This is a genomic window from Bacillus gobiensis (assembly GCF_001278705.1).
GTDB classification, from domain to species: domain Bacteria; phylum Bacillota; class Bacilli; order Bacillales; family Bacillaceae; genus Bacillus; species Bacillus gobiensis.
Map to the genome: position 1 here is coordinate 1,328,458 of NZ_CP012600.1, position 23,331 is coordinate 1,351,788.

The window sequence follows — 23,331 nt, forward strand, 5'->3', positions numbered from 1 at the left end:
TCACCTTCTAACGCAATCCAGAAATTGTTTCAGCACTGGTAATCGCCTCATGGAACCGCTGCAAAACTTCATCGATTTGCTCTTTTGAAATGATCAACGGGGGCAGTAGGCGAATCACCGAACCAAATCGTCCCCCTACTTCCAGAATCAATCCCCTCTTAAAGCATTCGTTTTGAATGTCTTTGGCAAGCTCTGGATTTGCCGGATAACTTCCTATTTTGTTAGGTTGTTTTGACGGATTGATAATTTCGACCCCGATCATGAGTCCCCTGCCTCTTACATCCCCGATTGTAGTAACTTCCTTTTGAATGGATTTTAATTGTTCGGATAAATATGTCCCCATTTCATTTGCGTGCTCTGGCAACTGATTCTCCTTTACAAAGCTTAACGTTGCTTTACCGGCAGCCATTGCCATTTGATTTCCTCTGAATGTTCCGATATGGGTTCCTGGCTCCCATTGATCAAGGCGGCGATCGTAAACAACAACGGATAACGGAAGACTCCCGCCTATCGCTTTTGATAGAACGAGTACATCCGGCTCGATCCCGGCAAGCTCAAATGCAAACATTTTTCCTGTTCGACCGATGCCAGTTTGTACTTCATCGAAGATTAATGGAATATCTCGTTCTTTTGTGATGCGACGCAGCTCTTTTAACCACTCGATTGGGGCTGGGATGGAGCCTCCTTCACCTTGTACCGCTTCGACGATGATCCCCGCTGGCTTGACGATTCCGCTTTCCGGGTCATCCAGTAAATTCTCAATGTATGCAGTGCTAATGTGATGACCTTCTTTTCCAACACCGAACGGGCAGCGGTATTCATATGGATACGGAAGGAAATGGGTATCCGGTACAAGTGCGTGAATGTTCTTTTTTGGCCCCGTCGTTCCAGAAATACTCAATGTGCCGTGTGTGGAACCGTGATATCCTCCCTGAAAAGAAAGAATCGTCCTATTCCCAGTAGCCGTTTTTACCAGCTTCAAGGCTGCTTCTACTGCATCAGCTCCTGTTGGCCCGCAAAAATGGATTTTTGCTTTTTCAGCAAATGATTGTGGCAATGCAGCGTACAATTCATCAATGAATGCTTCTTTTACTGGTGTTGTCAAATCAAGTGTATGTAATGGAACATAGGATTGAAGAACTTCTTCAATTGCTTCCCGGATAACAGCATGATTGTGTCCTAAAGCAAGCGTCCCTGCTCCCGCTAAACAATCAATGTATTTTTTGCTATCCATATCTGTTACATAAATGCCCTCTGCTCTTTCAATGGCAAGCGGCAATCTTCTTGAATAAGATCTTGCGTTGGATTCTCTTTTTTCTTGCATAGATAGTAATGCTTCATTTCCTGAATGAGTTCGAACGTATGCTTCCATATTTCAACACTCCTTGTATTTGATTAGATGAATTTCCTTCATGAATATTTATCAATTTTATTGAGAATGATTTTCAATATCACTTCTACAAGCTTAAGGTTAATTGATAATGATTCTCATAGTCAATACAAAAATGAAAAATAGGATGATTTGCCCAAAAATGAAGTCTCTTTTGTGGTGCAAAAATCTTATATGAAAGTAAACCAATCTGCTTTAAAGAAATAAAAAATACCACTCAGATATATGAGTGGTAATAAATGTTTTTGTTATTTTCCCAAACAAAATATTATCTCGAAGCCTCCTCTGCCTTTCTGCTGTACTTCGAGTGAAAAAGACCTGCAGACACTGCTAATACTAATAAAGCAATCGCAACTCCTGCAGCCCCTATCCATGTAATTGAAGCAAGCGTGATTTGCCCGACAACGATACCTCCAATTCCCGCCCCTGCAGCCATGGACAGCTGCATAACCGAGCTATTAAGGCTGAGCATAATGCTTGAAGCTTCCGGAGCAAGTGTTATTAGGTTATATTGCTGTGCTGGACCGGATGACCAGGCTGAAAAAGACCATAAAATAAGGACAAGAAATACAAGAACCGCAGAATGAGCAGATATAGAAAGCAAGATTAAACTCAAGATATGAAGCAGCATTCCTCCAATAAGGGTACGCTGAATTCCCCATTTATCGGCGCTGTATCCGCCAAATTGAGAACCTATTAAACTCGCAATGCCGAAAGCAAGCAATGCACTGCTTAATCCTCCTTCACTCATTCCTGTAATGTTCAGAAGAAATGGTGAAATGTAAGTATACGCAATGGAATAACCACCGAGCCAAAAGAAAGTAACTGATAAGGCCATAGCTGTTTTTGGCTCTTTTAATAGAGCGAGTTGCTTACGCAAAGGCACTGGTTCCTCATTTTCAATATCCGGGATCGTGAAATTAAGAATGAGAATAGCTAGTAGGCCAAAGAGACCGATTAACCCAAAAACCGCTTGCCATTCGTAAGTAGATGCAATGATTCTCCCCAGCGGCACACCGATTATGAGAGATGCCGTAAATCCCATAATAACTGTTGCGATCGCACTGCCTTGTTTTCCTGCAGGAGAAATTTTTGCTGCAACGGTTAATGAGGTAACGACGACGACACCTGCTCCAAGAGCCATAATAATCCGTGAGGCGATAAAAAGTCCAAATCCAGGTAACAGGTAAGCGAGTGCATTACCAACGACAAAAAGCCCGAGTGAGTACAGCAAAAGTTTTTTCCGCTTGATATTTGATGTGAGAGCGATAAGGATCGGTGTTCCAAACCCGTAAGCAAGTGAAAAAACAGTAATAAACTGTCCTGCAGCAACGACTGAAACGTTTAAGCTCTCAGCAATCCTGTCAAGAATTCCGGCAATTATAAATTCTGATGTACCAACTAAAAAACTAATGAGAGCCAAAAGATAAATCTTCCATGTCTTAGACATATCATTCATTCCTCCACTTTTATTTTTATATTTCTAAAAACATAGAAATAGATCGCACAATTCATTGAGCTTTTTTATATTTCTAGATATATCGAAATATAAACGAAAAAATTTAGTTTAGCAAGTACGGTGCATATTTTTCCGCAATACTTCGGTTGATACTGTAATAAATATAGGTCCCTTCTTTACGGAGCTCAACTAAACCGCTATCTGACAGTTGCTTTAAATGATGTGATAGCGTTGACGAAGCTACATTTTCCAGCTTGCTTGCAATATTGGCACAATACAAATTACTTTCCTTCGTAAGCAGAAGAGCAATTTTTAAACGCGTCGGTTCACCAAGTGCTTTATAAACTTTGACTGCTTGATTTACCTCCTCTTTATCTCCTGTCATATTCCTTCATTCCTTCCTGAACCAACATTATTTCTATATTTATAGAAATAATGTTACCATAGCCTTTAAAAAAAGCAATAAATATGATTCGATACACAGCTTTGTATTGTAAAAGAAGATGTGCGCTACATCTTCTTTTCTCGGTTTTCTTCATTTTCCTCTTTTTCACCTAAAGAAGTGAACCCTTTCGTATGGTCAAAGGCACGCCCGAGTTCAGGAAGCTTCGAAGGGCCAGATTCATCCCGAAAGAAACGTTCTACAAGATATGCCTAATACGTAGAGATCTTGTTGAACAATAGGAGAAGTATTTAAGGCAGTATACTAAGTTACCTGCTAACGGTATAAACGGTTAGAATCAGCCGGACTTTCTGTAGAACAAACTTGGTCAAAAGTTTGAACTAATAATCCATTACCTTCCAACCACTCAGCGATAAATACACGCTGGATTTCGTTTATCTTATGGACTTTAAGTTGATTTTTCAACCATGCTTCATTCTTTCCAAGATCCCATAATTCGTCTTTTAATAATTCCCCGTCTCGAATAATCGTCACTGGAATATGTACAATTTTGGGGGCTAAATTAATATCTTCTTGGATAGTTTTTTGGTACGTCGATTTTTTCAGTATACTAATCGCTCAGTTGGATTCTAAATAACAATAGGGTATGGAAAACGTTTCTGACTGCCGTAAAAGACTTTGGAGTTGATTAAGATTCATTCGATTTTTTTAATTGATCTCTGTTTACAACGCCATTACGAATTAAAACTGATGGTTTTCCCTCAAAAACCCTAAATTTTTGACCGAGAATCCGCACGGTTGACAAGAAAAACGTACTCTTTTTTATGAATGATCAAACTTTATGTTAAAAACAAAGATACCTCACTATTAAATCAGAAAGGTATTCACTACTTTACTTTGGTTTTAACTCCTCAAAATTCTTGCTTGTAACAAGGGAATATCCAATTAGAAATATTAAAAAGTGAATAGGTAATGAAAAAAGGAAGGTCCAGTTTATTGATTTATAAAACCCTAACCATTCAAAAAAAGGTTCTCCTATAAACGAGCTAAGAACCGAATAGAAAATGGCTTTTAAAATAGGAGAAATATTTGGTTTTATTTGCACAAGAACAAGAAAAATCACTGGGAGCAGACTTAAATCCCAAGGTGTAAAAGATGGCAAAAACGGAACAGGTTCATACCTATAATCCCAAAAGCCCAATTCTGCTCCGAAAGAATCAAAAAACATCGAAATTAACATGATAAAAAATGCCCCGTATAATAAACGATTCGTAGACTCTTTTTTTCTACATTTCCACCATAAAACCCAGGGAATAATCGTAAATATGACACAAAACCACCATTGCCAAGATAAAAACACATATTCAAACCAAATTTCATGATCTTTTTGATTAGCAAAAACTAAAGACTTATAAATATCATCTATTTTTTTTGCAGCTTCTTCTGGAATAATCATTTTTTCATTCCTTTTACATGAAATCATCAGATCATTATCATCAAATCAAAGACTATACATTAAAACTTAACTAACACACGTTCTCTATTTCAACCTTCTTGGATGCAAAAGGGGTTTTAACGTATCAAAATTTATTGTTTATGCGAACTCAAGCATATGTTAGTTTATAAAAAAGATTGATCATTTTCTCTGTTTGTTCAAAAATAGCGCCCGATTCTTTAAAAGACAGACCAATTAGTTGAGTTTTTCAATTTTGCGTATCCATTTGTAATAATTTAAAACAATAATCAATAAGACAGGGTTAACCAATAATGAATACCATAAGTTCCACCATCCATGATGAAAGTAGCCCCATGGTTCAGGTGGCAAGGTAACAGCTTCATAAATTGTTATGGCTGTAACCCAGCAGACAATATAAAAGATGCGTTTATATAAAGACCTTTCAAAGGGGTACCAATTTTAAAACATCATATTCACAGGTGGAATTAATACCGTGAATGTAGTAATTTCAATCCACCCATCAATCTCTTTTGTAAAGTACCAATAGCCATGATATTTTGTATCAATATATGTATTACCAAGTATTTGAAAAGATGTTGTGAATGTCAAAATATGCACGATTTGATTTTTAGTCAGTCGATTATTTGTAATAAAAGCAACCAAATTAAAAAGAATAACTGCCAAAATAAGTCCCAACATTACATAGAAACTTCCTTTTTACATATCAGTATTTCCTTATGTATTAATATTAGTCCCCTTGACAATTAAAACAGGTATTAATAAGAAGTAAATTTTATGTATCCTTATTAATAAAAAAATGGTCAATCATATTTGACTGACCTTAGGAACGGGTAACAAGCCGACGTAATAACAAGCTTGAAGATCCGTGTCTTTTTTCTCTGTAAATAATAATTCTTCCTACTCTTCTCTTCAATGCTTTATAAATAAAATTACTAATAGGATAATGGGATTTTCGCTATTTGTCAAATATTTCATGGTCCACACTTGTTTGAGACTTCTGGAACTCAGATCGAAGGTATCAGCAGAAAGTGATTTGTACACTTCTATCCCGAAAATTTTCATCTTGAGGGAAAGATCGTAATTGTACGTGTTACAGGAAGAGAAGATTTGCTATTTCACCCATTTAACAATTTCATTAATATTCTGTCTTGTTTTCGGGCGCGGATCTTTCACACGGTATCCAAACGCAGCCATAACTGAAACTTCGAGCCTTCGCTCTTCTAACAGCCCTTCTGCTTGGAGGATTTGATTGATTTTATTTCGATTAAAACCTTCTATCGGACAAGAATCAATACCGATTTGTGCGGCTGCCGTTAACATATTCGCAAGGGCAATGTAAGTTTGTTTCGAAGCCCAGTCGAACATGGCCCGATCGCTTTCAAGCAAGTTAAAGTCCGTTTCTTGAAACTTTTTCACGATCTCATACATGCCGTGGTAAACTTCATCCGGCATTTTTTGTATGTCTCGCATCATGTGCTCAATGTAAGGAGAATCGTATGTCATATCTTTCTTTGTCCGGGATAGAATGATGATAAAATGACTGGCCGTCTCAAGTTTTCCATGCGCTCCCAAGGCAGCAGGAGCAAGCTTTTCTTTCAATTGCTGGTTTTCAATGACAAAAAACTGCCACGGTTCAAAACCAAACGAACTAGGCGAGAGCTGTCCCGTTTTTAAAATAAAATTGAAATCCTCTTCAGGTATTTTTTTGTTCGGATCAAACTCTTTTGTAGCATGCCTGAAATGAAAGGCATCCAGTATTTCTTGTTTTTTCGTTTCTTTGTTCACATTTACTCACTCCCGTTGTCTCATTCAACTTTCTTACGTTACCCCAGATTCGCAAGTATAAAACCATTTATTATTCATGGTCAACCAGTGAATTGAATAACACGTTCCGAAATGAATGTACATTTATGATCTTCCCCTTACAGCTAATTATTATTGGCCAGAAAAGGTCTCAATGTATTTAATGAAAGTGCTTCTCCCTTTCGATTTATAATAGCTAAATCATTATTTTCAAGGTAAAAGCTTGCGCTTCTCTCAAGTTCTGAAGAGATTTCAGCCAAGTTCGCAATATAGATAGATAAAATTGTGTTTATATTCAAGAAATCGTGTTCAATGGAAAATGGCAATGCAAATGTCTTATTGTCTGTCTTAAGTAATATATTACTGTCTTCAGAAAAATAAAAGATTTTATTTTCAAGAATAAACTTCAGATTATCTGATTGACGAACACATTTTGATACTTCTACTTTCTCAATCCTTTTTATATCAACCGATACATTGCTTAATGGATGAGTAAAATAGATTTTTGCTGAAAAAGATGATTGAGATGAATGATTGATACTAAACGTGTCTCTCGGGTACTTATAAGGATTTTTCTTGCTGCCGAGCCTTGATCTCCCATGAAAGCCTTCAATTTCTGTATCAATAAAAAAATCCCAAACCCCGAAGTCCTCATTTTCCTCAATTAATTGTGTATAGGCTATTTTAAATGAAAAATAGTTGTTTTCGCAGCTAAGCGGTTTGAATACTTTTTCTTTTTTTGTAGCCCGGTGAACAAAGACACCGGTCATGCGTAGTTTTGCGTTTTGTACGCTTTTTAAAAGAGAATACTTCAGGGTACCTTTGATAGAAAACTGATTGTCAACCACTTGGATGGTTTCCGCGAAATGATGAATTTTGTTCTTATAATTCATCATCATTAAACTTTTATCAACAGAATAGTCTTTCAAGCTTTCTAGATCAGCGTAAATGTTTCCGTTCGCTGCATAGCAATTGCCATCCAACTGCTTTTCTTCTTTTTCGAAAAGGTGAAGATTTTTATAATCGTTATTTCTTATAAAGAGAAGCCTTATTTGGACATGCGGATAAACTAATTCATCCACTTGAGGTGAAACGTATCTTAACACAAACTTACGGAGCTCGTTCATCCATTCTTGTTTTTCGGCCTCTGTTTTTTTCGAAATTGTAAATCTAGTCATTCTCGAATAATCAAAGTGTCGATTAATAAATTCAGCCATCAATCGTTTTTTTCTATGCTCTTCTTTAATACCAATATTAATCTCGTTAGCAATCATTCCAGTAATATAGTATTTTTCTTTAGCAGTCATCGATGAAGCAGAAGCGTGGTCACCCTCATGCTTGACTAGATAATAATAATCATAATCAGCTAACACAGATATTTTATTTGCATAAATCAATGCTTTCATATAAAAATATTGATCTTCAGATGCTTTGATATCTGTTAAAAATCGCAGCTTATGCTTCTTTATTAATGATCGTTTAAAAAGTTTTTGCGGTGTAAAGGTATAGACGAGCCGGGCATCTTCAGAGGCTGGATCAACATCCGGGGTGTTTTTTTTGAACATTGATTTTGGTACGCCTCTGCCATTTACACCTTTATATTTACCAATTAACACTTCTGAGGAATGTTTGATTGCATAATCATACATTCTCTGCAAACTTTCTTTTCCTAAATAATCATCTGCATCTGCAAAAAATATGTATTCTCCCCTTGCACGTTTCATCGCTTGATTTCTAGGTTTCCCGGGTCCCCCCGAATTTATAAATCGTCTATAGATTCGCAATTTTTTTATTTTCTTGCGATATTGTTTTAATACACGAATTGTATTGTCTGTTGATTTATCATCAACAACAATGACCTCAAATTCATTGGGATCCATTGTTTGGCTTACGATACTATCAAGTAACTGAGGAATGTTTTTTTCCGCATTGTAAGCCGGGGTGCAAATACTAATTTTCATGATAGCCTCCATTATCTTATTAATCAGGAATATTTTATGGTATTATATCACAGAAAAAATTGGGAGAAAGCTGTATTGGGAGATTAAGCAAAAAAAGGTTTGCCAGCTTGAAGAGGACAAACACCTTTTAGCTACCGTATTATTATAGGCTCTCTCAATATTGTTTTGTCGTTAATGGATTGCCTTCAAGTGCTAGAGAAGCGTCATTTGCCAATATGGATTTCGAAGCATTCCTCTGCCGACAGCAACAAGCTCTGCTTCTCCTTTTTGAACAATGCGATCAGCCAATTTGTAATCTTCTAACCTCCCGACGGCAATCACAGGAATTCAATTAGATTTCAAAAAATTGCTCATCACCGATTTCTACCATAAGCTTTTGAGATAGCTCTCACCTCGCATAACGAAAAAAACACCGACAAGCGGTGTCTATTTTAGCTGAACTTATATTATTTGTTTTAAACCTTTTGACAGATAATCGGCTAGTTGATCGAATGTGCCTGAAAAACCCTTCTGAATCATCTCTTGTGATTCCTCGAAGGTTTTAATTTCCTCCTCAGTCGGGGATACAGGAGTCCCAATCATTGTAAGAGTCGTTTTTCCTTCATGCTCACTGAACGTAAAAGTATTCAGGATTTCCAGCGGCCAGTTGTCGTCAAAAGGAGCAGGTACAATGTTACCTTTCTCATCAGAAAAGCAAGAGGTATAAATGAGTTTCTCTGGAGCATTGATATCATGATAAACAAATTTGACCCACATTACGCTACCGTCAGGCGATATTTGGTTGTAATGGAAGACACCGCCTTGACGGGGCTCAAACTTAGAAATATCAAAAGTCCATCCTTTTGGTCCCCACCAGTTCTGCAAATGTTCTGATTCTGTAAATGCTTTAAACACAAGCTCACGTGTAGCATTGAATGTACGTGTGATTTCGATTTTTGTAAACATACTAACTCCTCCAAAAATTAAGTATTTTTTCAGACATAAATGTGACAGATATCGTGACATATAGGAAGTGTAGAAAACGTTTTCATTCTCTCATTCTTATTTTTATTTTCAACTCCTGAAAATAACGATACAAGATTTCGACTTTTTCTTCCCACATTTCACTGTGTTTTTCCAACCAAGAGTTTTAAACATGAAGGACTCCGATAGCAAACTAATTGCAGCGATTTGCTTCCGAATAAATTTCTACTATTCTTGCCACAGTACACAGAGATGTTTGGATGCTTGTAATTTTAGAGTGTGAAGCAGATACGAAATTTCCCACACGGTGAGTGGCCGTCGCGAAGTAATTCAAAAAACTATAATCGATTGGACTCAATAGGTGGACCAAAGTGCACTTTTAGTTTTTCTTCTTTGAAAAGAGTATATCTTAATAGGAATATTCCTGTAAAGGAATATAAAAAATAAAAAGCTGTGACGAGGTGGGTATTTATGAATGGACAATGAATTACAATGCTGAAACCCAAACAAAATGGCAATACTAAAGAAGACTCAGTACATTCACTTTTAAAAAAACTCTCCGGGTAGGTTTTATTTACATTTATATCCATATGTTTTAGTGACAATTACGATTGTATCAACCCTTCAACTCCGGTATTTTTGTTCAAAACTTAATTATAAATTATGAATATTATTATAAACAAATTAATATCCCCTGATTCTAATAAACGAATCAGGGGATATGATTGATCTTTTCTCTTCTAATACTAAATTAAAAGATAAACCGCTTCACTTTCGACTAGAGTATGATACGTTTTGACACATCCATGATCAGGCTCTTGTACTTTTCCGTCATCGACACAAATTTTCCAATCGTGCATGGGGCAAAAGACAAATTTGCCGCTAACAATTCCTTCACTTAATACTCCGCCTTTATGAGGACATCGGTTTTCGATCGCGCGGATTTTTCCATTTGACAATCGGAATACGGCTACTTCTTTTGTTCCCACTCGTACGGTTTTCCCCAGCCGCTCAGGCAGATCACTCAAGGTGCAAACGTATAATTTTGTGATGCTTTCATTAACCATGCAGCGATTCTCCTTCTTAATTCAAATTAGGACATAACTACATTTTCAAACAATTCTTTCATTGTTTTTTCGTCATTAAGAATCTGTTTCCATGGATCTTTGTATACTGATAACGCTTCGTCCATCCGAACATTCAATTCACGGCGCTTTTCCTTATCGTCTAAAACAGATTGGACGTGGGCTAAGCCAACCCGCTCAATCCAAGCGGAAGTCCGCTCTAAATAATTTGCCGTTTCACGATAATACTGTAAATAAGCACCTGTTACCTCAAGAACTTCTTCTACCGTTTTGACTTTGTATAGCAAATCTCCTCCGCGCACGTGGGTCCCGCCGTTTCCTCCGACGTAAAGTTCCCAGCCGCCGTCTATTCCAATGAAGCCAATATCTTTAAATCCAGATTCTGCACAGCTTCTTGGACAAGCAGATACAGCCATTTTCACTTTATGCGGGGTTTGCAAGCCTTCGAATTTTTTTTCTAAATAAATCCCGAGTGAAATTGAGTCTTGCGTACCAAACCGGCAAAATTGTTCGCCTACACAGGTTTTTACCGTTCGCAGTGATTTTCCGTAAGCAAATCCTGAAGGCATATCTAAATCTTCCCAGACTTTTGGTAAGTCTTCTTTTTTCACCCCTAATAAATCCAGACGCTGTCCGCCTGTTACTTTTACTAATGGGATTTCGTATTTCTCCACAACATCGGCAATACGGCGCAAATCTTTTGAATTGGTTACGCCGCCGTACATTCGCGGAACGACGGAATAGGTTCCATCTTTTTGAATATTCGCATGCATTCTCTCATTAACAAAACGGGATTCTCTCTCATCCTCATAGTTCGTAGGATTGACCATCCCTAAATAGTAGTTCAGGGCAGGACGGCATTTAGAACAGCCTTCCTCTTCACTCCAACCCAGAACATTCATCACTTCCCTAACATGGGTTAGGCCTTTTTCTTTTATCTGTTCAACAACTTCTTCTCTCGACAAAGTCGTACAGCCACAAATCGCTTCTTTTTGTGAAGCAGCATCAAAATCTTCTCCCATTGTGTGCTGCAGAACATCTGCAACTAACCCTTTACAGCCGCCACATGATCGAGATGCATTTGTACAAGCCTTTATTTCATTAACTGTAGAACAGCCTTGCTGCTGAATGGCCTGGACTATAGCTCCTTTTGACACACCGTTACAGCCGCACACAATTTCTTCGTCAGTCATACTGGCAACCAAACTTTCCCCGGCTTCTTCACCAATAGGCTGTAAAATCGACACCTTCTCTGTATTCGAAATATCAGCCTGTTTTTGAATCATAGAAAATAACCGGCTGCCTTCGCTGCTGTCGCCAAAAAGGACTGCTCCGACGATTTGATTTTCCTTTAGCACAATTTTTTTATATATTCCGTCTTGTTCATCAAATATTTTTATCGCCTTTTTGTCTTGTCCTTCTAAAAAGTCACCAGCAGAAAATACTTCAACACCAGAAACCTTCAGTTGCGTTGAAACAACGGATCCGCGATAAGGTTTTGTTTCATTACCGCAGATAAAATTTGCTAAAACTTTCGCCTGTTCATATAAAGGTGCAACGAGTCCGTAAGTGTTGCCGTCATGCTCTACACATTCTCCAACTGCATATATATTAGGAAGGTCAGTTTGCATGAAATCATTGACAATCACACCGCGATTAGTGGAAATGCCGCTTTCTTTTGCCAAATGACAGTTCGGACGAATCCCTACAGCCATAACGACTAAATCGGCTTGGATGGAAGTGCCGTCTTTAAATGATAGGCCTTCTGCCCGATCACCTCCAAGAACGGCTTTCGTATCTTTTTCCATCAAGAATTTCATCCCTTGTTTTTCTAATTCACTTTGTAAAAGTCTTCCTGCCGTTGCATCCAGTTGGCGATTCATTAAAAAGGAAGAATTGTGAATGACGGTGACTTCCATGCCTAAATTTAAAAGTCCTCTTGCCGCTTCCAGCCCTAACAATCCGCCGCCAATCACTGCAGCTTTTTTATAAGTTTTGGAGGCTTCGAGCATTTCATCAGTATCCTGAATGTCTCGAAAGGCCGTCACCCCTTGTTTATCCGCTCCTTGAATCGGCAGGATAAAAGGCAGCGATCCAGTGGCAAGAATTAACTCATCATAAGCTTCTGTCCTTCCGGCATCCGTAAGTACTTCTTTTTTCTCTGAATCAACCTTGATCACTGTTTCACCGGTATACAGTTGAATACGATTTTGTTCGTACCAATCCCAGTCGTTTAATGTGATGTCAGTTATGTCCGTATCTCCTTGTAAAACTTTCGATAACAAAATTCTATTGTAATTTGGATGCTTCTCACTTCCAAATATCGTAATCTCAAACTCATCCTTTGAACCTGTTAAAACCTCTTCAATTGCGCGAATACCTGCCATGCCATTTCCAACTAGAACTAACTTTTTCTTTCTCAATTGATGCGCCTCCTTTAGAAAGTCTACTTGGTATGCAACTTAGGTTTTTGTAAAATATATCACAATAAGACATAAATGTTGATTTTTTAGGGATATTATCTAACAAGGTTTCGACGCTTTATTGAAATTTTATGTTAGCATATCTAGCAAAAAAACTGATGACCATCTCTATCGTCAATTACTTAGGCTTTGGGGCTTACTTTTACTGCGCATACTTTAAATCCAGGCATTTTACAAGTTGGGTCCAGCTGATCTGATACTAGTAGATTGACATTTTGTATATCAGACCAATGAAACGGCACAAATACGGTATCTTTTCGAATCGTATTTGACCATTTGCTTCGGACAATAATACTTCCTTTTGCCGACTCAATTTTTGTTAACATATTGTCTTGAATCCGATATTTAGCTGCTGTTTCCGGATGGATTTCCATAAACGATTCAAAATTTCTTGCAGCGAGCGCCGAGCTTTTTCTTGTTTGTACCCCAGTTTGGTAATGAGACATGATTCTTCCTGAAGTTAGATATAACGGATATCTTTCATCTGGCATTTCTTTCGGAACTTCTGGATGATTTGAGACAGCAACCATTTCCGCTTTTCCATCCGGGCGGGGAAATGCTTCTTCAAATAATCTCGTCGTCCCTGGATGGGCGGTGTCAGGACACGGCCACAAAATCCCGCCTTCCTTTCTGAGACGGTCATACGTCATCCCATAATAATCAGCAATGCCGCCGCGCGAAGCTTCCCTTAGTTCATTAAAGATCTCTTCAGCAGACGAATAGGAAAAATAGTCTCCTTTGCCAAGTACGTGCGCAATATCACAAATAATTTGCCAGTCATGCTTTGCTTCTCCTGGAGTAGGCATACTCGCTTCCCGTAAAGTGACTCTTCCTTCCAGATTGGTCATCGTCCCTTCATCCTCCAGATATGAGGAGGCAGGCAATATTAAATCGGCTAACTTTGCCGTTTCTGAAATAAATAGATCAACAGCTACAAAGAAAGATAGCTTTTCTATTGCTTCTTTAATAAAATTTGCGTTAGGAGCTGACACAACTGGATTCGAACACATTAGCAGCATCGCCTTGATTTCCCCGTTGTGGACTTTTTCCATCATCTCGTATGCGGAAACACCTTTTCTCGGGAGATCCTCTTTATTAATTCCCCACACTCTTGCGATATGCTCCCTGTGTTCTTCATTTTCAATCAAGCGGTATCCTGGAAGCTGGTCCGCTTTTTGTCCATGCTCTCTAGCTCCCTGGCCATTACCTTGACCTGTAATTGCCCCGTACCCGCAATTCGGTTTGCCGATTTTGCCGGTAGCGATGAGAATATTCAGGAAGTTGCGAACGGTAATCGAGCCGTTTGTTTGCTGCTCCACTCCCCTTGCAGTAAAAATCATGCCGCTCTCTTCTTTGCCAAACATAATTGCTGCTTTGCGAATCTGCTCAATCGGTACACCGCTCATGTCAACAATTTCATCCCAATCTAAAGACGAAATATGTGCCTTCACTTCGTCAAATCCTTTAGATCGTGCTTTAATAAATGCTTCATCTACATAGTTTTCTTCAAAAATCACCTTTAACAGCCCGTTAGCTAAAGCTGCATCCATTCCCGGTCTGACTTTTAAATGCAGGTCAGCTATTTTGGTTGTGGCCGTTTCTCTCGGATCGATGGCAATGATATAAGCGCCATTTTCTTTCGCTTTCTCAAAGTAAGGCATGATCGTAGGCTGACACTCTGCGATATTTGTGCCAGATAGGATGATACAGCGAACATTCGGTATTTCCTGCAGACTATTCGTCAAGCCTCTGTCCATTCCGAATGTTTGAGCGGCTGCAGAAGCTGCTGCTGACATGCAAAATCGGCCATTATAGTCGATGTATTTTGTTTTTAACCCGACACGGGCAAATTTCCCTAATAAATAGGCTTCTTCATTCGTAATCGATGCGCTTCCGAATATAGAAATGGCATCATGGCCGCTTTCAGCTTGAATAGCAGTGAATTTTTCTTTTATATGCTGCAGCGCTTGCTTCCATGAAATTCGGACAAATTCACCATCCACTTTTAACAAAGGATATTTGATTCTTTCCTGATGAAGCGCATGCTGATGCGCATTCATGCCTTTTATACATAGTCTGCCTTCTGATGTCGGGTTATCTTTTCCGACTGTTACATAGGACTTTCTAGAGATTCCGGTTTGTTCGATCAGCTGCATCTTGCATTGCATACTGCAATACGGACATTGAGAATCATAGATTCTTTCCCTTTGTACCTCTTGAAGCTTCGTGCGGAAGTATTTTAATAACATCTCAGTCATGGATTGTCACCCTTTAATTAGTAATTTTACGAGTAACTTCTCTCTGTCTTACGAAGTCTTGCTATATCTTCACCCTGTCTTGACAGCAATTGGTGAAGCAATTCTTTCGAAAACAGCACTTCTCTTATGTGGATAAGTCCGGCTCGATCAAGCCATTGCCATACAGACTCTAAATAATTTGCCGTTTCACGATAATACTGGATTGTTCCTCTTATCAAATCGATTGCTTCGTCTTCGGTTGAAGCAACACTAAGCAATTTGCCTTTCTTCAATTCGGTTTTGCTGCCACCCGCGTAAATTTCCCATCCCCTGTCAATGTATATAATTCCGATATCCTCAATCATTGCGCTTGCACAATCAAGGGGACAGGAGGAGACCGCGATTTTTAAACGATTTGGTGTAGTAAGGGAATTCAGGCGCCTTTCCAGTTTGATTGCAAGATTCTGAGCATGCAGCTTTTCACATTTGCAGGACGTTTCCCCGGCACTTGTCTTTACAGTCTGAATGATGTGTCCATTCGCAGAAGAAATCGCTACATCCAGTTCGCTGCAAATGCTTTGCAGATCCTCTTTTTTGATGCCGCCAAGATTGATTCGTTGTTCACTCGTGATCTCAATATTCGATATGTTGTATTTTTGGGCAACATCCGCGATTTTCCGAAGCTCTTCCGCCGATGTTAAGCCGCCGTAAAGCTGCGGCGTAATGGAATAGGTCCCGTTTTCTTGAAGAATTGCATTTGTGTATGTGCCCTTACTTAAATCTGGATGAATCATTCCCAAGTAATAATTCAGTGCTGGACGGCATAATGAGCAGCCCTCGTTATTTTCCCATCCAAGCTCATTCATAACTTCTTGAACAGTTGTAACGCCCCTCATTTGCATTTCAAATACCACTTCTTCCTCTGTTAAAGAGGTGCACGCACACATTGGATTATGCTCAATTTCTTCATTGAAATTATCGCTTTTAATATAAGATAGAAGCTCTCCCACCAATGGCCGGCATCCTCCGCACGACCCTGAAGCCTTTGTGCATGCTTTCACTTCTTCAATTGTTTCTAGACCTTCTTTTAGAACGGCCTCAATAATCATTCCCTTTGAAACTGCATTGCAGTTGCAAATAATATCTGAATTCTCCAAAGTATCGACCGCACTGCCATCAGATGATTGAAATAGCATTGATTTTTCCTCATCTGATAGATCCTTCTTTTTCACGATCAAATCCAAATATTTCATTCCATCTTTCGTATCTCCAAATAAAACGGCACCTACCAGCTTATTATCTTGAAAGATCATTTTTTTATAGACACCATCGATTTCGTCATAATAGGCTCTTTCTTTTGCTGTTTCACTTTCATCAAGCAGGCCCGCAGAAAATACATCAATCCCTGATACTTTTAAATGAGTAGAGAGAACAGATCCTGGGTATCCCTTCACAGGTAAACCGCAAACATGCTTGGCAAGTACTTTTCCCTGCTCATATAGCGGTTTTACAAGGCCGTAAACGACCCCTTTATGCTCTGTACATTCACCGACGGCATAGACATCTTTTTGGCTTGTTTCCATGTAATCATTCACCAAGATTGCACGATTTACATGAATTCCGCTTTCAGCCGCTAACTGAACATTAGGCCTGACACCTGCTGCCATAACGATTAAATCAGCTTCTATATCTGATCCGTCTTTAAATCGCAATCCTTCTACATGGTTTTCACCAATGATTTCACTAGTTTCTTTGTTTAATAAAAAATTCATTCCCTGATTTTCCAACTCATTTTGCAGCATTTTAGATGCCCGCTTGTCAAGCTGCCGCTCCATTAAATATTCGGATTTATGAATAACATTCACAGTCATGCCCAGGTTCATCAATCCTCGCGCTGCTTCAAGCCCTAATAAGCCCCCACCGATGACTGCTGCATGTTTGTATCTTTGTGAAATTTCAATCATTTTCTGGCAATCCTCAATCGTCCTGAATGCCAAAACGCCTTCTTTATCATTCCCCGGAATAGGGATTCTGTTTGGAACAGAGCCTGTTGCTATAATTAGTTTGTCATACAGGAATTGTTTTTCTTTATTCGTAACGATTCGTTTTCTCTCAGGGTCTATTTTGACAACTGTTTCACCTGTAAATAGTTGTATTCCGTGTTCTTCATACCATTCCAGATAATTTAAAGAGATATCATCGAATGACTTGCTTCCCTGGAGTACAGATGATAATAATATTCGATTATAGCCAGGGTATGGTTCACTTCCAAATACGAAAATCTCAAAATGGCTTGGATTGCATTCAACGATTTCCTGAATGCACTGCACCGCTGCCATTCCGTTTCCTACTACGATTAGTCTTTGCTTATTCAATTGAATCCCTCCATTGCCTTTGAAAAATGGAAGCTCATCCACAACTTTGATTATGACACAGAATGAAGAAAAATAGGTGAACTGTGTCATATTTCCTGACAAGGAAGAGGACATAAAGTTCCGTGATAGGTAAACTAACTAACTAACAAATACATTTGTTTTTTTAGAAGGAGAGTTGTTCATGAAATTATCAGGTTTGAGAAAAAGCGGCCACGCTCCCTCATTGCTTGCATCTTTTTTATACTTTGATGTCAGCTTTATGATTTGGGTTATGCTTGGTGCACTTGGGGTATACATTACGAATGATTTTGGACTTTCGCCATCACAAAAAGGCTTGATCGTAGCTATACCGATCCTATCTGGTTCATTCTTTCGTCTAATCGTTGGAGTGTTAACTGATCGGATAGGGCCTAAAAAAACAGCGATTGGCGGTATGCTCGTTACTATGATCCCGCTATTGTGGGGATGGTTATTCGGTAACACATTAACTGAACTTTATTGCATTGGAATTTTATTAGGAGTTGCAGGAGCAAGTTTTTCTGCCGCCCTGCCAATGGCAAGCAGATGGTATCCTCCTGAATTACAAGGATTAGCGATGGGAATTGCAGGAGCAGGAAATAGCGGAACCGTATTCGCCACACTTTTTGGACCGCGTATTGCAGAGCAAATCGGATGGAATGGTGTCATGGGACTAGCCCTTATACCACTTTTAATCGTTTTTATTACGTATGTGATAATTGCAAAAGACGCCCCTTCCCAGCCGCCTGCAAAGCCTTTGACTGCGTATCTTGATGTATTAAAATTTAAAGATACTTGGTATTTTTGCTTGCTTTATGGAGTCACATTCGGAGGTTTTGTTGGTTTAACTAGTTTTTTAAGTATCTTTTTTGTCGACCAATACAATTTATCTAAAGTTTCTGCTGGTGATTTCGTAACACTTTGTGTCATAGCAGGCAGCTTATTCCGGCCGGTCGGCGGATTAATTGCTGATAAAATCGGCGGTGTGCGTCTCCTTTTCGTATTGTTTATTGGTGTCGCAATATGCATGTTTGGCGTAAGCCTGCTTCCTCCTTTACCTGCGGTAATAACTTTGCTTTTTGCAGGTATGCTGTTTCTCGGAATGGGGAACGGAGCTGTTTTTCAGCTTGTCCCTCAAAGGTTTCAAGAAGAAATCGGCGTAATAACTGGTATTGTAGGGGCAGCCGGAGGAGTCGGAGGATTTTTCATCCCTAATATCCTTGGGACGCTAAAGCAAATTTCCGGAACGTATGCATCAGGATTTATGGTCTACTCATTGATCGGTATTGGTGCATTACTCGTATTATTCATTGCGCAAGTGTCATGGAGAAAAACGTTTTCTTCAAAAAATGCGTCCGTAAAAGTCTAAACTTTCAAAAAGCTAGTGTTAACTTAAACACTAGCTTTTTTCCTTTCATTTTGTTTATCTCTATCATCAAACTCACGTTTTGCATAATCCCGCAATGCTTCTCGCCAATGTCTCATCAAGATCCCTTTTTTTCTGATCTTTTCTAAACTTAATAATGTATACTTCGGCCGGCGTGTTTTGAATCCGTATTGCTCGCTTGAAATAGGGATAACTTTTGTATCCGCTCCGATTATGCGGATGATTTCTTCTGCAAATTCAAACCAGGTACAGCTGCCGGAATTGACCACGTGATAGATTCCCGGAGGATGCTGCAGCAGTTTAAGCAGCGCAAACGCTAAATCCTTTGCATAGGTTGGGCAGCCATATTGATCATTGATGGTGAAAATTTCTTTTGAACTAAGAGATAAGTCGTATGTTGATTTGACAAAATTTTCTCCGAAATGACCAAACAGCCAAGACGTCCGAATAATCGTTATTTCTTTATTTTCCTGCAATGCAAGCTCTTCCCCTAGTTTTTTACTTTTGCCGAAAATTGTTTTTGGATCTGTCGGGTCTTCCTCAAAATATGGAGGAAACTTTTCACCGCTGTACACATAGCCGGAAGAAATATGGAAAAGCTTAATGCCTCTTTTTTTTGCTTCAGCAGCAAGATTGTAAGGGCCAAGCCCGTTACTGAGTATAGCCAGCTCTTGTTCTTTTTCACAGAGATCCATATTAGTAAAAGCTGCAGCATTTATGATGCAGTCAGGCTTTTCAAGTTGAAGAACTTCTTTTAATCGGTTACTGTCAGTTATATCGAGCTGCTGCTTCCCATATCCGATGACTGAATGTTTATTATCTTTTTTAATTGTTTCTATTAACTCATTGCCCAGCTGTCCATTTGCACCAGTGATAAAAAACTTCATCGTACGTGATCCTTAAAAGTCATTTTGAACTCTCCCCTATTTTTCTGCTATCACATGATTATTATTTTTAAAGACGAGATATGACAAAGTAAGGAGATTAATCACCAGTAACCCATCCTGTAACAGTAAAAAACCGATTTCTGCAAAATCGGTTCTTCCGTATAATTGGCACCCACGCTACATTAGATAGTCTAAGTGGAGATCAACCAATTAAAAGCTCAGTCGTTTTATATGGACTTGTTATATTTTTCAGCTGTTTTATATGCGTCATACATACCATATATCCAAAAAATAGGTGTCGTGATAAAACCAATAAGCAAAAACATGAGCCCGATGTTAATACAATGGATAATGATAAATAAAATACCTTTGGCAATTTGACCATTATATATTTGGCCCAAACCTGTGTAAAAAAAGCTTAATACCGCTGCAATTCCCGGACTTTTCGAATAATTCATTGAAATCCTCCTTACTCATTACAATTTTCCCTTTCCTCGGGAAAATAAAACATATCTTTAGTTTACATAATATTATTATGGTTCATCGAATAAAGCTTCAAATTCGTATAAATGGTTTCAAGTACTGGGACTTTAAAGCCATGCTCAGCTCCTTTTTTGATCAAGTATCCGTGAAGATGATCATCTTCAATCACGCTTCCCTTTTCCATATCTCGAAGCATGGACGATTTCATTTCCTCGTGCATGTTTTGCATCTGGCTAAACGTATCGGACTCAATGCTTTCAGACAGCGGTGCTTGAATGGCTCTCATTACGGACACGATTTCACGTATAACCTGGATCGTCGTGTTCCTGCCGGTTTCAAGCTTTAAAATCGGTCCGATCGGCTGTTTAAATAGTGTTGTAATACCGGACAGTGCTGCAATAAACAAATATTTATGCCAAACTTCCTTCATTATTTGATTACTTGATACAATTTCGGCATTTATACCGTCAAACTCTTTCTCAAGTGATTCTATTCGATTTGTACGCTTACCATTCCATTCCCCAAAAACAAATCTATGGGCCTGGCTGGTATGTAGAATATGGCCTTCGTGATTTAAGGTGGATTCGATGAAACAAAGACCACCGAGTACTTGTTCTTGTGAAAAGGTTTTAAATAGTTTTTCATAATGGGCAAATCCGTTTAAAAAAGGCACAATCAACGTTTCAGAATATGTAAATGGCTTAATATCATGAATAACTTGGTCCAAAGAATAAGCCTTGGAAGTGATGAAAATTACATCAAAGGGGGACTGCTCTTCACGAACGACCATTTTGGGGACAATTGACACATCCCCTTTTACACTTGATACCTTCAATTGTGTTTCGCTCAAGCGTTTCTTTCTCTTCTCTCTCACAAGAAAAGTAACGTCAGTTCCGGCTTCCGCTAACCGCGCTCCCAGATATCCGCCAGTTGCACCTGCTCCTACGACTAAGATTCTCATTCACTTTTACCTCCTTTCAAAATGAATGTAATAATTAGTAACACCATCAAGATTTAGACGGAGGTCTGCTCAAATTATTTAGGATGAATAACGAGCAGAAAACTCTTTACTTGCCCTCCTGCCTGCAATAAAATAAAGAATTCCACCAAGCATCCAAAAGGGCTCCCAAAAATAAAACCGCCAATTTGGCTTTGTTGTCCCATTTCGAGTAAACCCCATTTTGCCATACCTACGGTCGTGAAATTGGCAGCACCATATAAAAACAGAAAGATACCTGCGACAATCGAAATCCAGTACAATGATTTCTTAATAAAATCGGGTAATCGATTCATTAGCATAAGCAAAAGGAAAACTCCTCCTATCACCTTGATGAAGCCCGTGATCCAAACCAGCAGAATAAATTGCGGGTTTCTTTCAAGAGCAAGCTGATAGATTTTTCCTCCAAGCGACTCTACACCGATCATTCCCCCAAGTGCCCAGTAAAAGCTCATTATTGCAAAAACGAATGACCAGATAGCTCCGGCAATAATTGGCCAATTTTTATTTTTCGTCATGCCAGCATCCTTTACTTCTGTTTTAGTAGTTTTCATAATAACAGAGCTAATTTGACAAAGCTATGAAAATGAGTTTGTTTACATAATACTATTATAGTTAAATTGGTGTGTTTAACTCTGTGAATTTTTTGGAATATTTCCTCCTTTAAGAAAAATTTATCCTACAGTAATGAAGGAAAGGAGAAAGAAGATCTAAAGTGTTTTCTGAAATCTTATGATTAAAACCCTCTATTATTCAAGAAAAAATCCTTCCTGGTCAGGAAGGATTAAGGAACTTTAACAACAGGAGAATCATTCATGCCGGTGATTAGTGAGTATCGGGAACAGTACTTTTGGATGAAACAAATGGAGGGGGCTTCGGATAAGATTCATCACTCTGACTAACCGAATATATATTTCCGGCTCAAAAGCTGAAAGTTCATATACCCTTTTGGAGTACCATTGTTTGTATGGCTGAACAAAAGTTCGTGTTCCTTTAACTTCGGGATGACGAAGAGCCTCTGTTGTCGCCATTTCCCAAGGAACGTCGATAATCTTAGAAATCTTCTTATGTAATCTTTGACTAAATCCCTTGTCAGCAGTTGATCGGGGAAAAAATGTCAAAGCATATACATACCGCCATCTACGGGTATATATGAACCAGTGATAAATGCTGATCGCTCAGTAACATATAACGCAATGGCCTTAGCAACATCTTCAGGCTGAGCTATCCGTTTCAACGGTGTCAATGCAGTAAACTCTGACTTAAGTAGTTTTACTTGCTCTCTTGAAGCATCGGTTTCTACTAATCCTGGTGAAATCACATTAGCAGTAATTCCGAATTCTCCAAATTCCTTGGCGATCTGTTTGGCAAATTGGACAAGCGCTGCTTTTGCTGTTCCATGAGCAATAAAGTTTTTTTCTGGAATTTTCGCAGCTGCACTTCCTATATAGACGATCCGTCCATAACTGTTTTCCTTCATAATCGGTAAAATTGCCTGCGAAAGATGATAAGCAGCTTTGATTTCATCATTTAGTTTCTGTGAAAATTCCGCCCATGAAATAGTAAGAAAAGGCTTTATAACAAAAGGGATGTTGGCATTACTAACTAAAATATCAATCCGTCCCCAATGATCAAGGATCTCATTGGTCATAAGGGTTACTTGTTCAGCACTACAAACATCTCCCTGAATTTTGATAGCATCTCCTCCATGCGATCGAATTTAATTTACCACTTGGTCTGCACTTTTATGGTCAGATAAGTAGTTAATTGCAACTTTTATACCCATTCCTGCTAACTCTTTCGCTGTAGCCGCTCCAATTCCGCGTCCCGCGCCTGTAATAAATGCTACTTTTTCTTTAGACATAAAGCATTTCTCCTTTATACATTTCATTTTTTAAGCTGATAAAATAACTTGCTTAAAGG

Annotated in this window: 17 protein-coding genes and 2 pseudogenes; 1 reads left to right on the forward strand and 18 read right to left on the reverse strand. The window is 38.7% G+C overall.

Annotation, left to right across the window (positions count from 1 at the left end; translation table 11 throughout):
* Positions 1–7: 7 nt before the first annotated feature.
* From AM592_RS06415 to nirB (AM592_RS06475), 13 genes and pseudogenes are all read right to left on the reverse strand, one after another.
* Complete coding sequence (locus AM592_RS06415) at positions 8–1,372, reverse strand: aspartate aminotransferase family protein (protein WP_053603018.1); 1,365 nt, start codon at positions 1,370–1,372, stop codon at positions 8–10.
* 286 nt (positions 1,373–1,658) lie between these two features.
* Positions 1,659–2,840, reverse strand: a complete 1,182-nt coding sequence (locus AM592_RS06420; RefSeq protein ID WP_053603019.1) for an MFS transporter — start codon at positions 2,838–2,840, stop codon at positions 1,659–1,661.
* Positions 2,841–2,952: 112 nt separating this feature from the next.
* Complete coding sequence (locus AM592_RS06425; RefSeq protein ID WP_053603020.1) at positions 2,953–3,234, reverse strand: ArsR/SmtB family transcription factor; 282 nt, start codon at positions 3,232–3,234, stop codon at positions 2,953–2,955.
* 333 nt (positions 3,235–3,567) lie between these two features.
* Entirely contained in the window at positions 3,568–3,867 is a 300-nt protein-coding gene (locus AM592_RS23170) for a YetF domain-containing protein (RefSeq protein WP_312883783.1), read from the reverse strand.
* A gap of 277 nt (positions 3,868–4,144) precedes the next feature.
* On the reverse strand, positions 4,145–4,708 hold the full coding sequence (locus AM592_RS06435; RefSeq protein WP_053603022.1) for a CBO0543 family protein: 564 nt from the start codon (positions 4,706–4,708) through the stop codon (positions 4,145–4,147).
* Between the two features lie 1,131 nt (positions 4,709–5,839).
* Positions 5,840–6,514: an NAD(P)H-dependent oxidoreductase gene (locus AM592_RS06445; RefSeq protein ID WP_053603023.1), complete on the reverse strand. Its 675-nt coding sequence runs from the start codon at positions 6,512–6,514 to the stop codon at positions 5,840–5,842.
* Between the two features lie 143 nt (positions 6,515–6,657).
* Positions 6,658–8,493 carry a glycosyltransferase family 2 protein gene (locus tag AM592_RS06450; protein ID WP_053603024.1) on the reverse strand — a complete coding sequence of 612 codons (1,836 nt, stop codon included), beginning with the start codon at positions 8,491–8,493 and terminating at the stop codon, positions 6,658–6,660.
* Positions 8,494–8,685: 192 nt separating this feature from the next.
* A pseudogene (locus tag AM592_RS23905) lies at positions 8,686–8,820 on the reverse strand (oxidoreductase); the annotation flags it as partial.
* 114 nt (positions 8,821–8,934) lie between these two features.
* The gene (locus tag AM592_RS06455) at positions 8,935–9,438 is read right to left on the reverse strand and encodes an SRPBCC family protein (protein WP_053603025.1); all 504 of its coding nucleotides are present in this window, start codon (positions 9,436–9,438) and stop codon (positions 8,935–8,937) included.
* Between the two features lie 764 nt (positions 9,439–10,202).
* Positions 10,203–10,523, reverse strand: a complete 321-nt coding sequence (gene nirD, locus AM592_RS06460) for a nitrite reductase small subunit NirD (RefSeq protein ID WP_053603026.1) — start codon at positions 10,521–10,523, stop codon at positions 10,203–10,205.
* Between the two features lie 26 nt (positions 10,524–10,549).
* Complete coding sequence (gene nirB, locus AM592_RS06465; RefSeq protein WP_053603027.1) at positions 10,550–12,964, reverse strand: nitrite reductase large subunit NirB; 2,415 nt, start codon at positions 12,962–12,964, stop codon at positions 10,550–10,552.
* A gap of 182 nt (positions 12,965–13,146) precedes the next feature.
* Positions 13,147–15,282 (reverse strand): assimilatory nitrate reductase catalytic subunit NasC, encoded by a 2,136-nt coding sequence (nasC, locus tag AM592_RS06470; protein ID WP_053603028.1) that lies wholly within the window; start codon positions 15,280–15,282, stop codon positions 13,147–13,149.
* A gap of 26 nt (positions 15,283–15,308) precedes the next feature.
* Positions 15,309–17,636 carry a nitrite reductase large subunit NirB gene (gene nirB, locus AM592_RS06475; protein ID WP_053603029.1) on the reverse strand — a complete coding sequence of 776 codons (2,328 nt, stop codon included), beginning with the start codon at positions 17,634–17,636 and terminating at the stop codon, positions 15,309–15,311.
* Positions 17,637–17,817: 181 nt separating this feature from the next.
* On the opposite strand from nirB (AM592_RS06475), the gene AM592_RS06480 reads away from it, so the two are divergent.
* Complete coding sequence (locus tag AM592_RS06480; RefSeq protein WP_053603030.1) at positions 17,818–19,023, forward strand: nitrate/nitrite transporter; 1,206 nt, start codon at positions 17,818–17,820, stop codon at positions 19,021–19,023.
* A 23-nt stretch (positions 19,024–19,046) separates the two neighbouring features.
* On the opposite strand, the gene rfbD is transcribed toward AM592_RS06480, so the two are convergent.
* From rfbD to AM592_RS06505, 5 genes and pseudogenes are all read right to left on the reverse strand, one after another.
* On the reverse strand, positions 19,047–19,928 hold the full coding sequence (gene rfbD / locus AM592_RS06485) for a dTDP-4-dehydrorhamnose reductase (protein ID WP_053603031.1): 882 nt from the start codon (positions 19,926–19,928) through the stop codon (positions 19,047–19,049).
* Between the two features lie 227 nt (positions 19,929–20,155).
* On the reverse strand, positions 20,156–20,386 hold the full coding sequence (locus AM592_RS06490; protein WP_053603032.1) for a hypothetical protein: 231 nt from the start codon (positions 20,384–20,386) through the stop codon (positions 20,156–20,158).
* 62 nt (positions 20,387–20,448) lie between these two features.
* The gene (locus AM592_RS06495) at positions 20,449–21,372 is read right to left on the reverse strand and encodes a ketopantoate reductase family protein (protein WP_053603033.1); all 924 of its coding nucleotides are present in this window, start codon (positions 21,370–21,372) and stop codon (positions 20,449–20,451) included.
* A 74-nt stretch (positions 21,373–21,446) separates the two neighbouring features.
* Positions 21,447–21,926 carry a DUF3995 domain-containing protein gene (locus AM592_RS06500; RefSeq protein WP_053603034.1) on the reverse strand — a complete coding sequence of 160 codons (480 nt, stop codon included), beginning with the start codon at positions 21,924–21,926 and terminating at the stop codon, positions 21,447–21,449.
* 599 nt (positions 21,927–22,525) lie between these two features.
* A pseudogene (locus tag AM592_RS06505) lies at positions 22,526–23,299 on the reverse strand (SDR family oxidoreductase).
* Between the last annotated feature and the right edge of the window lie 32 nt (positions 23,300–23,331).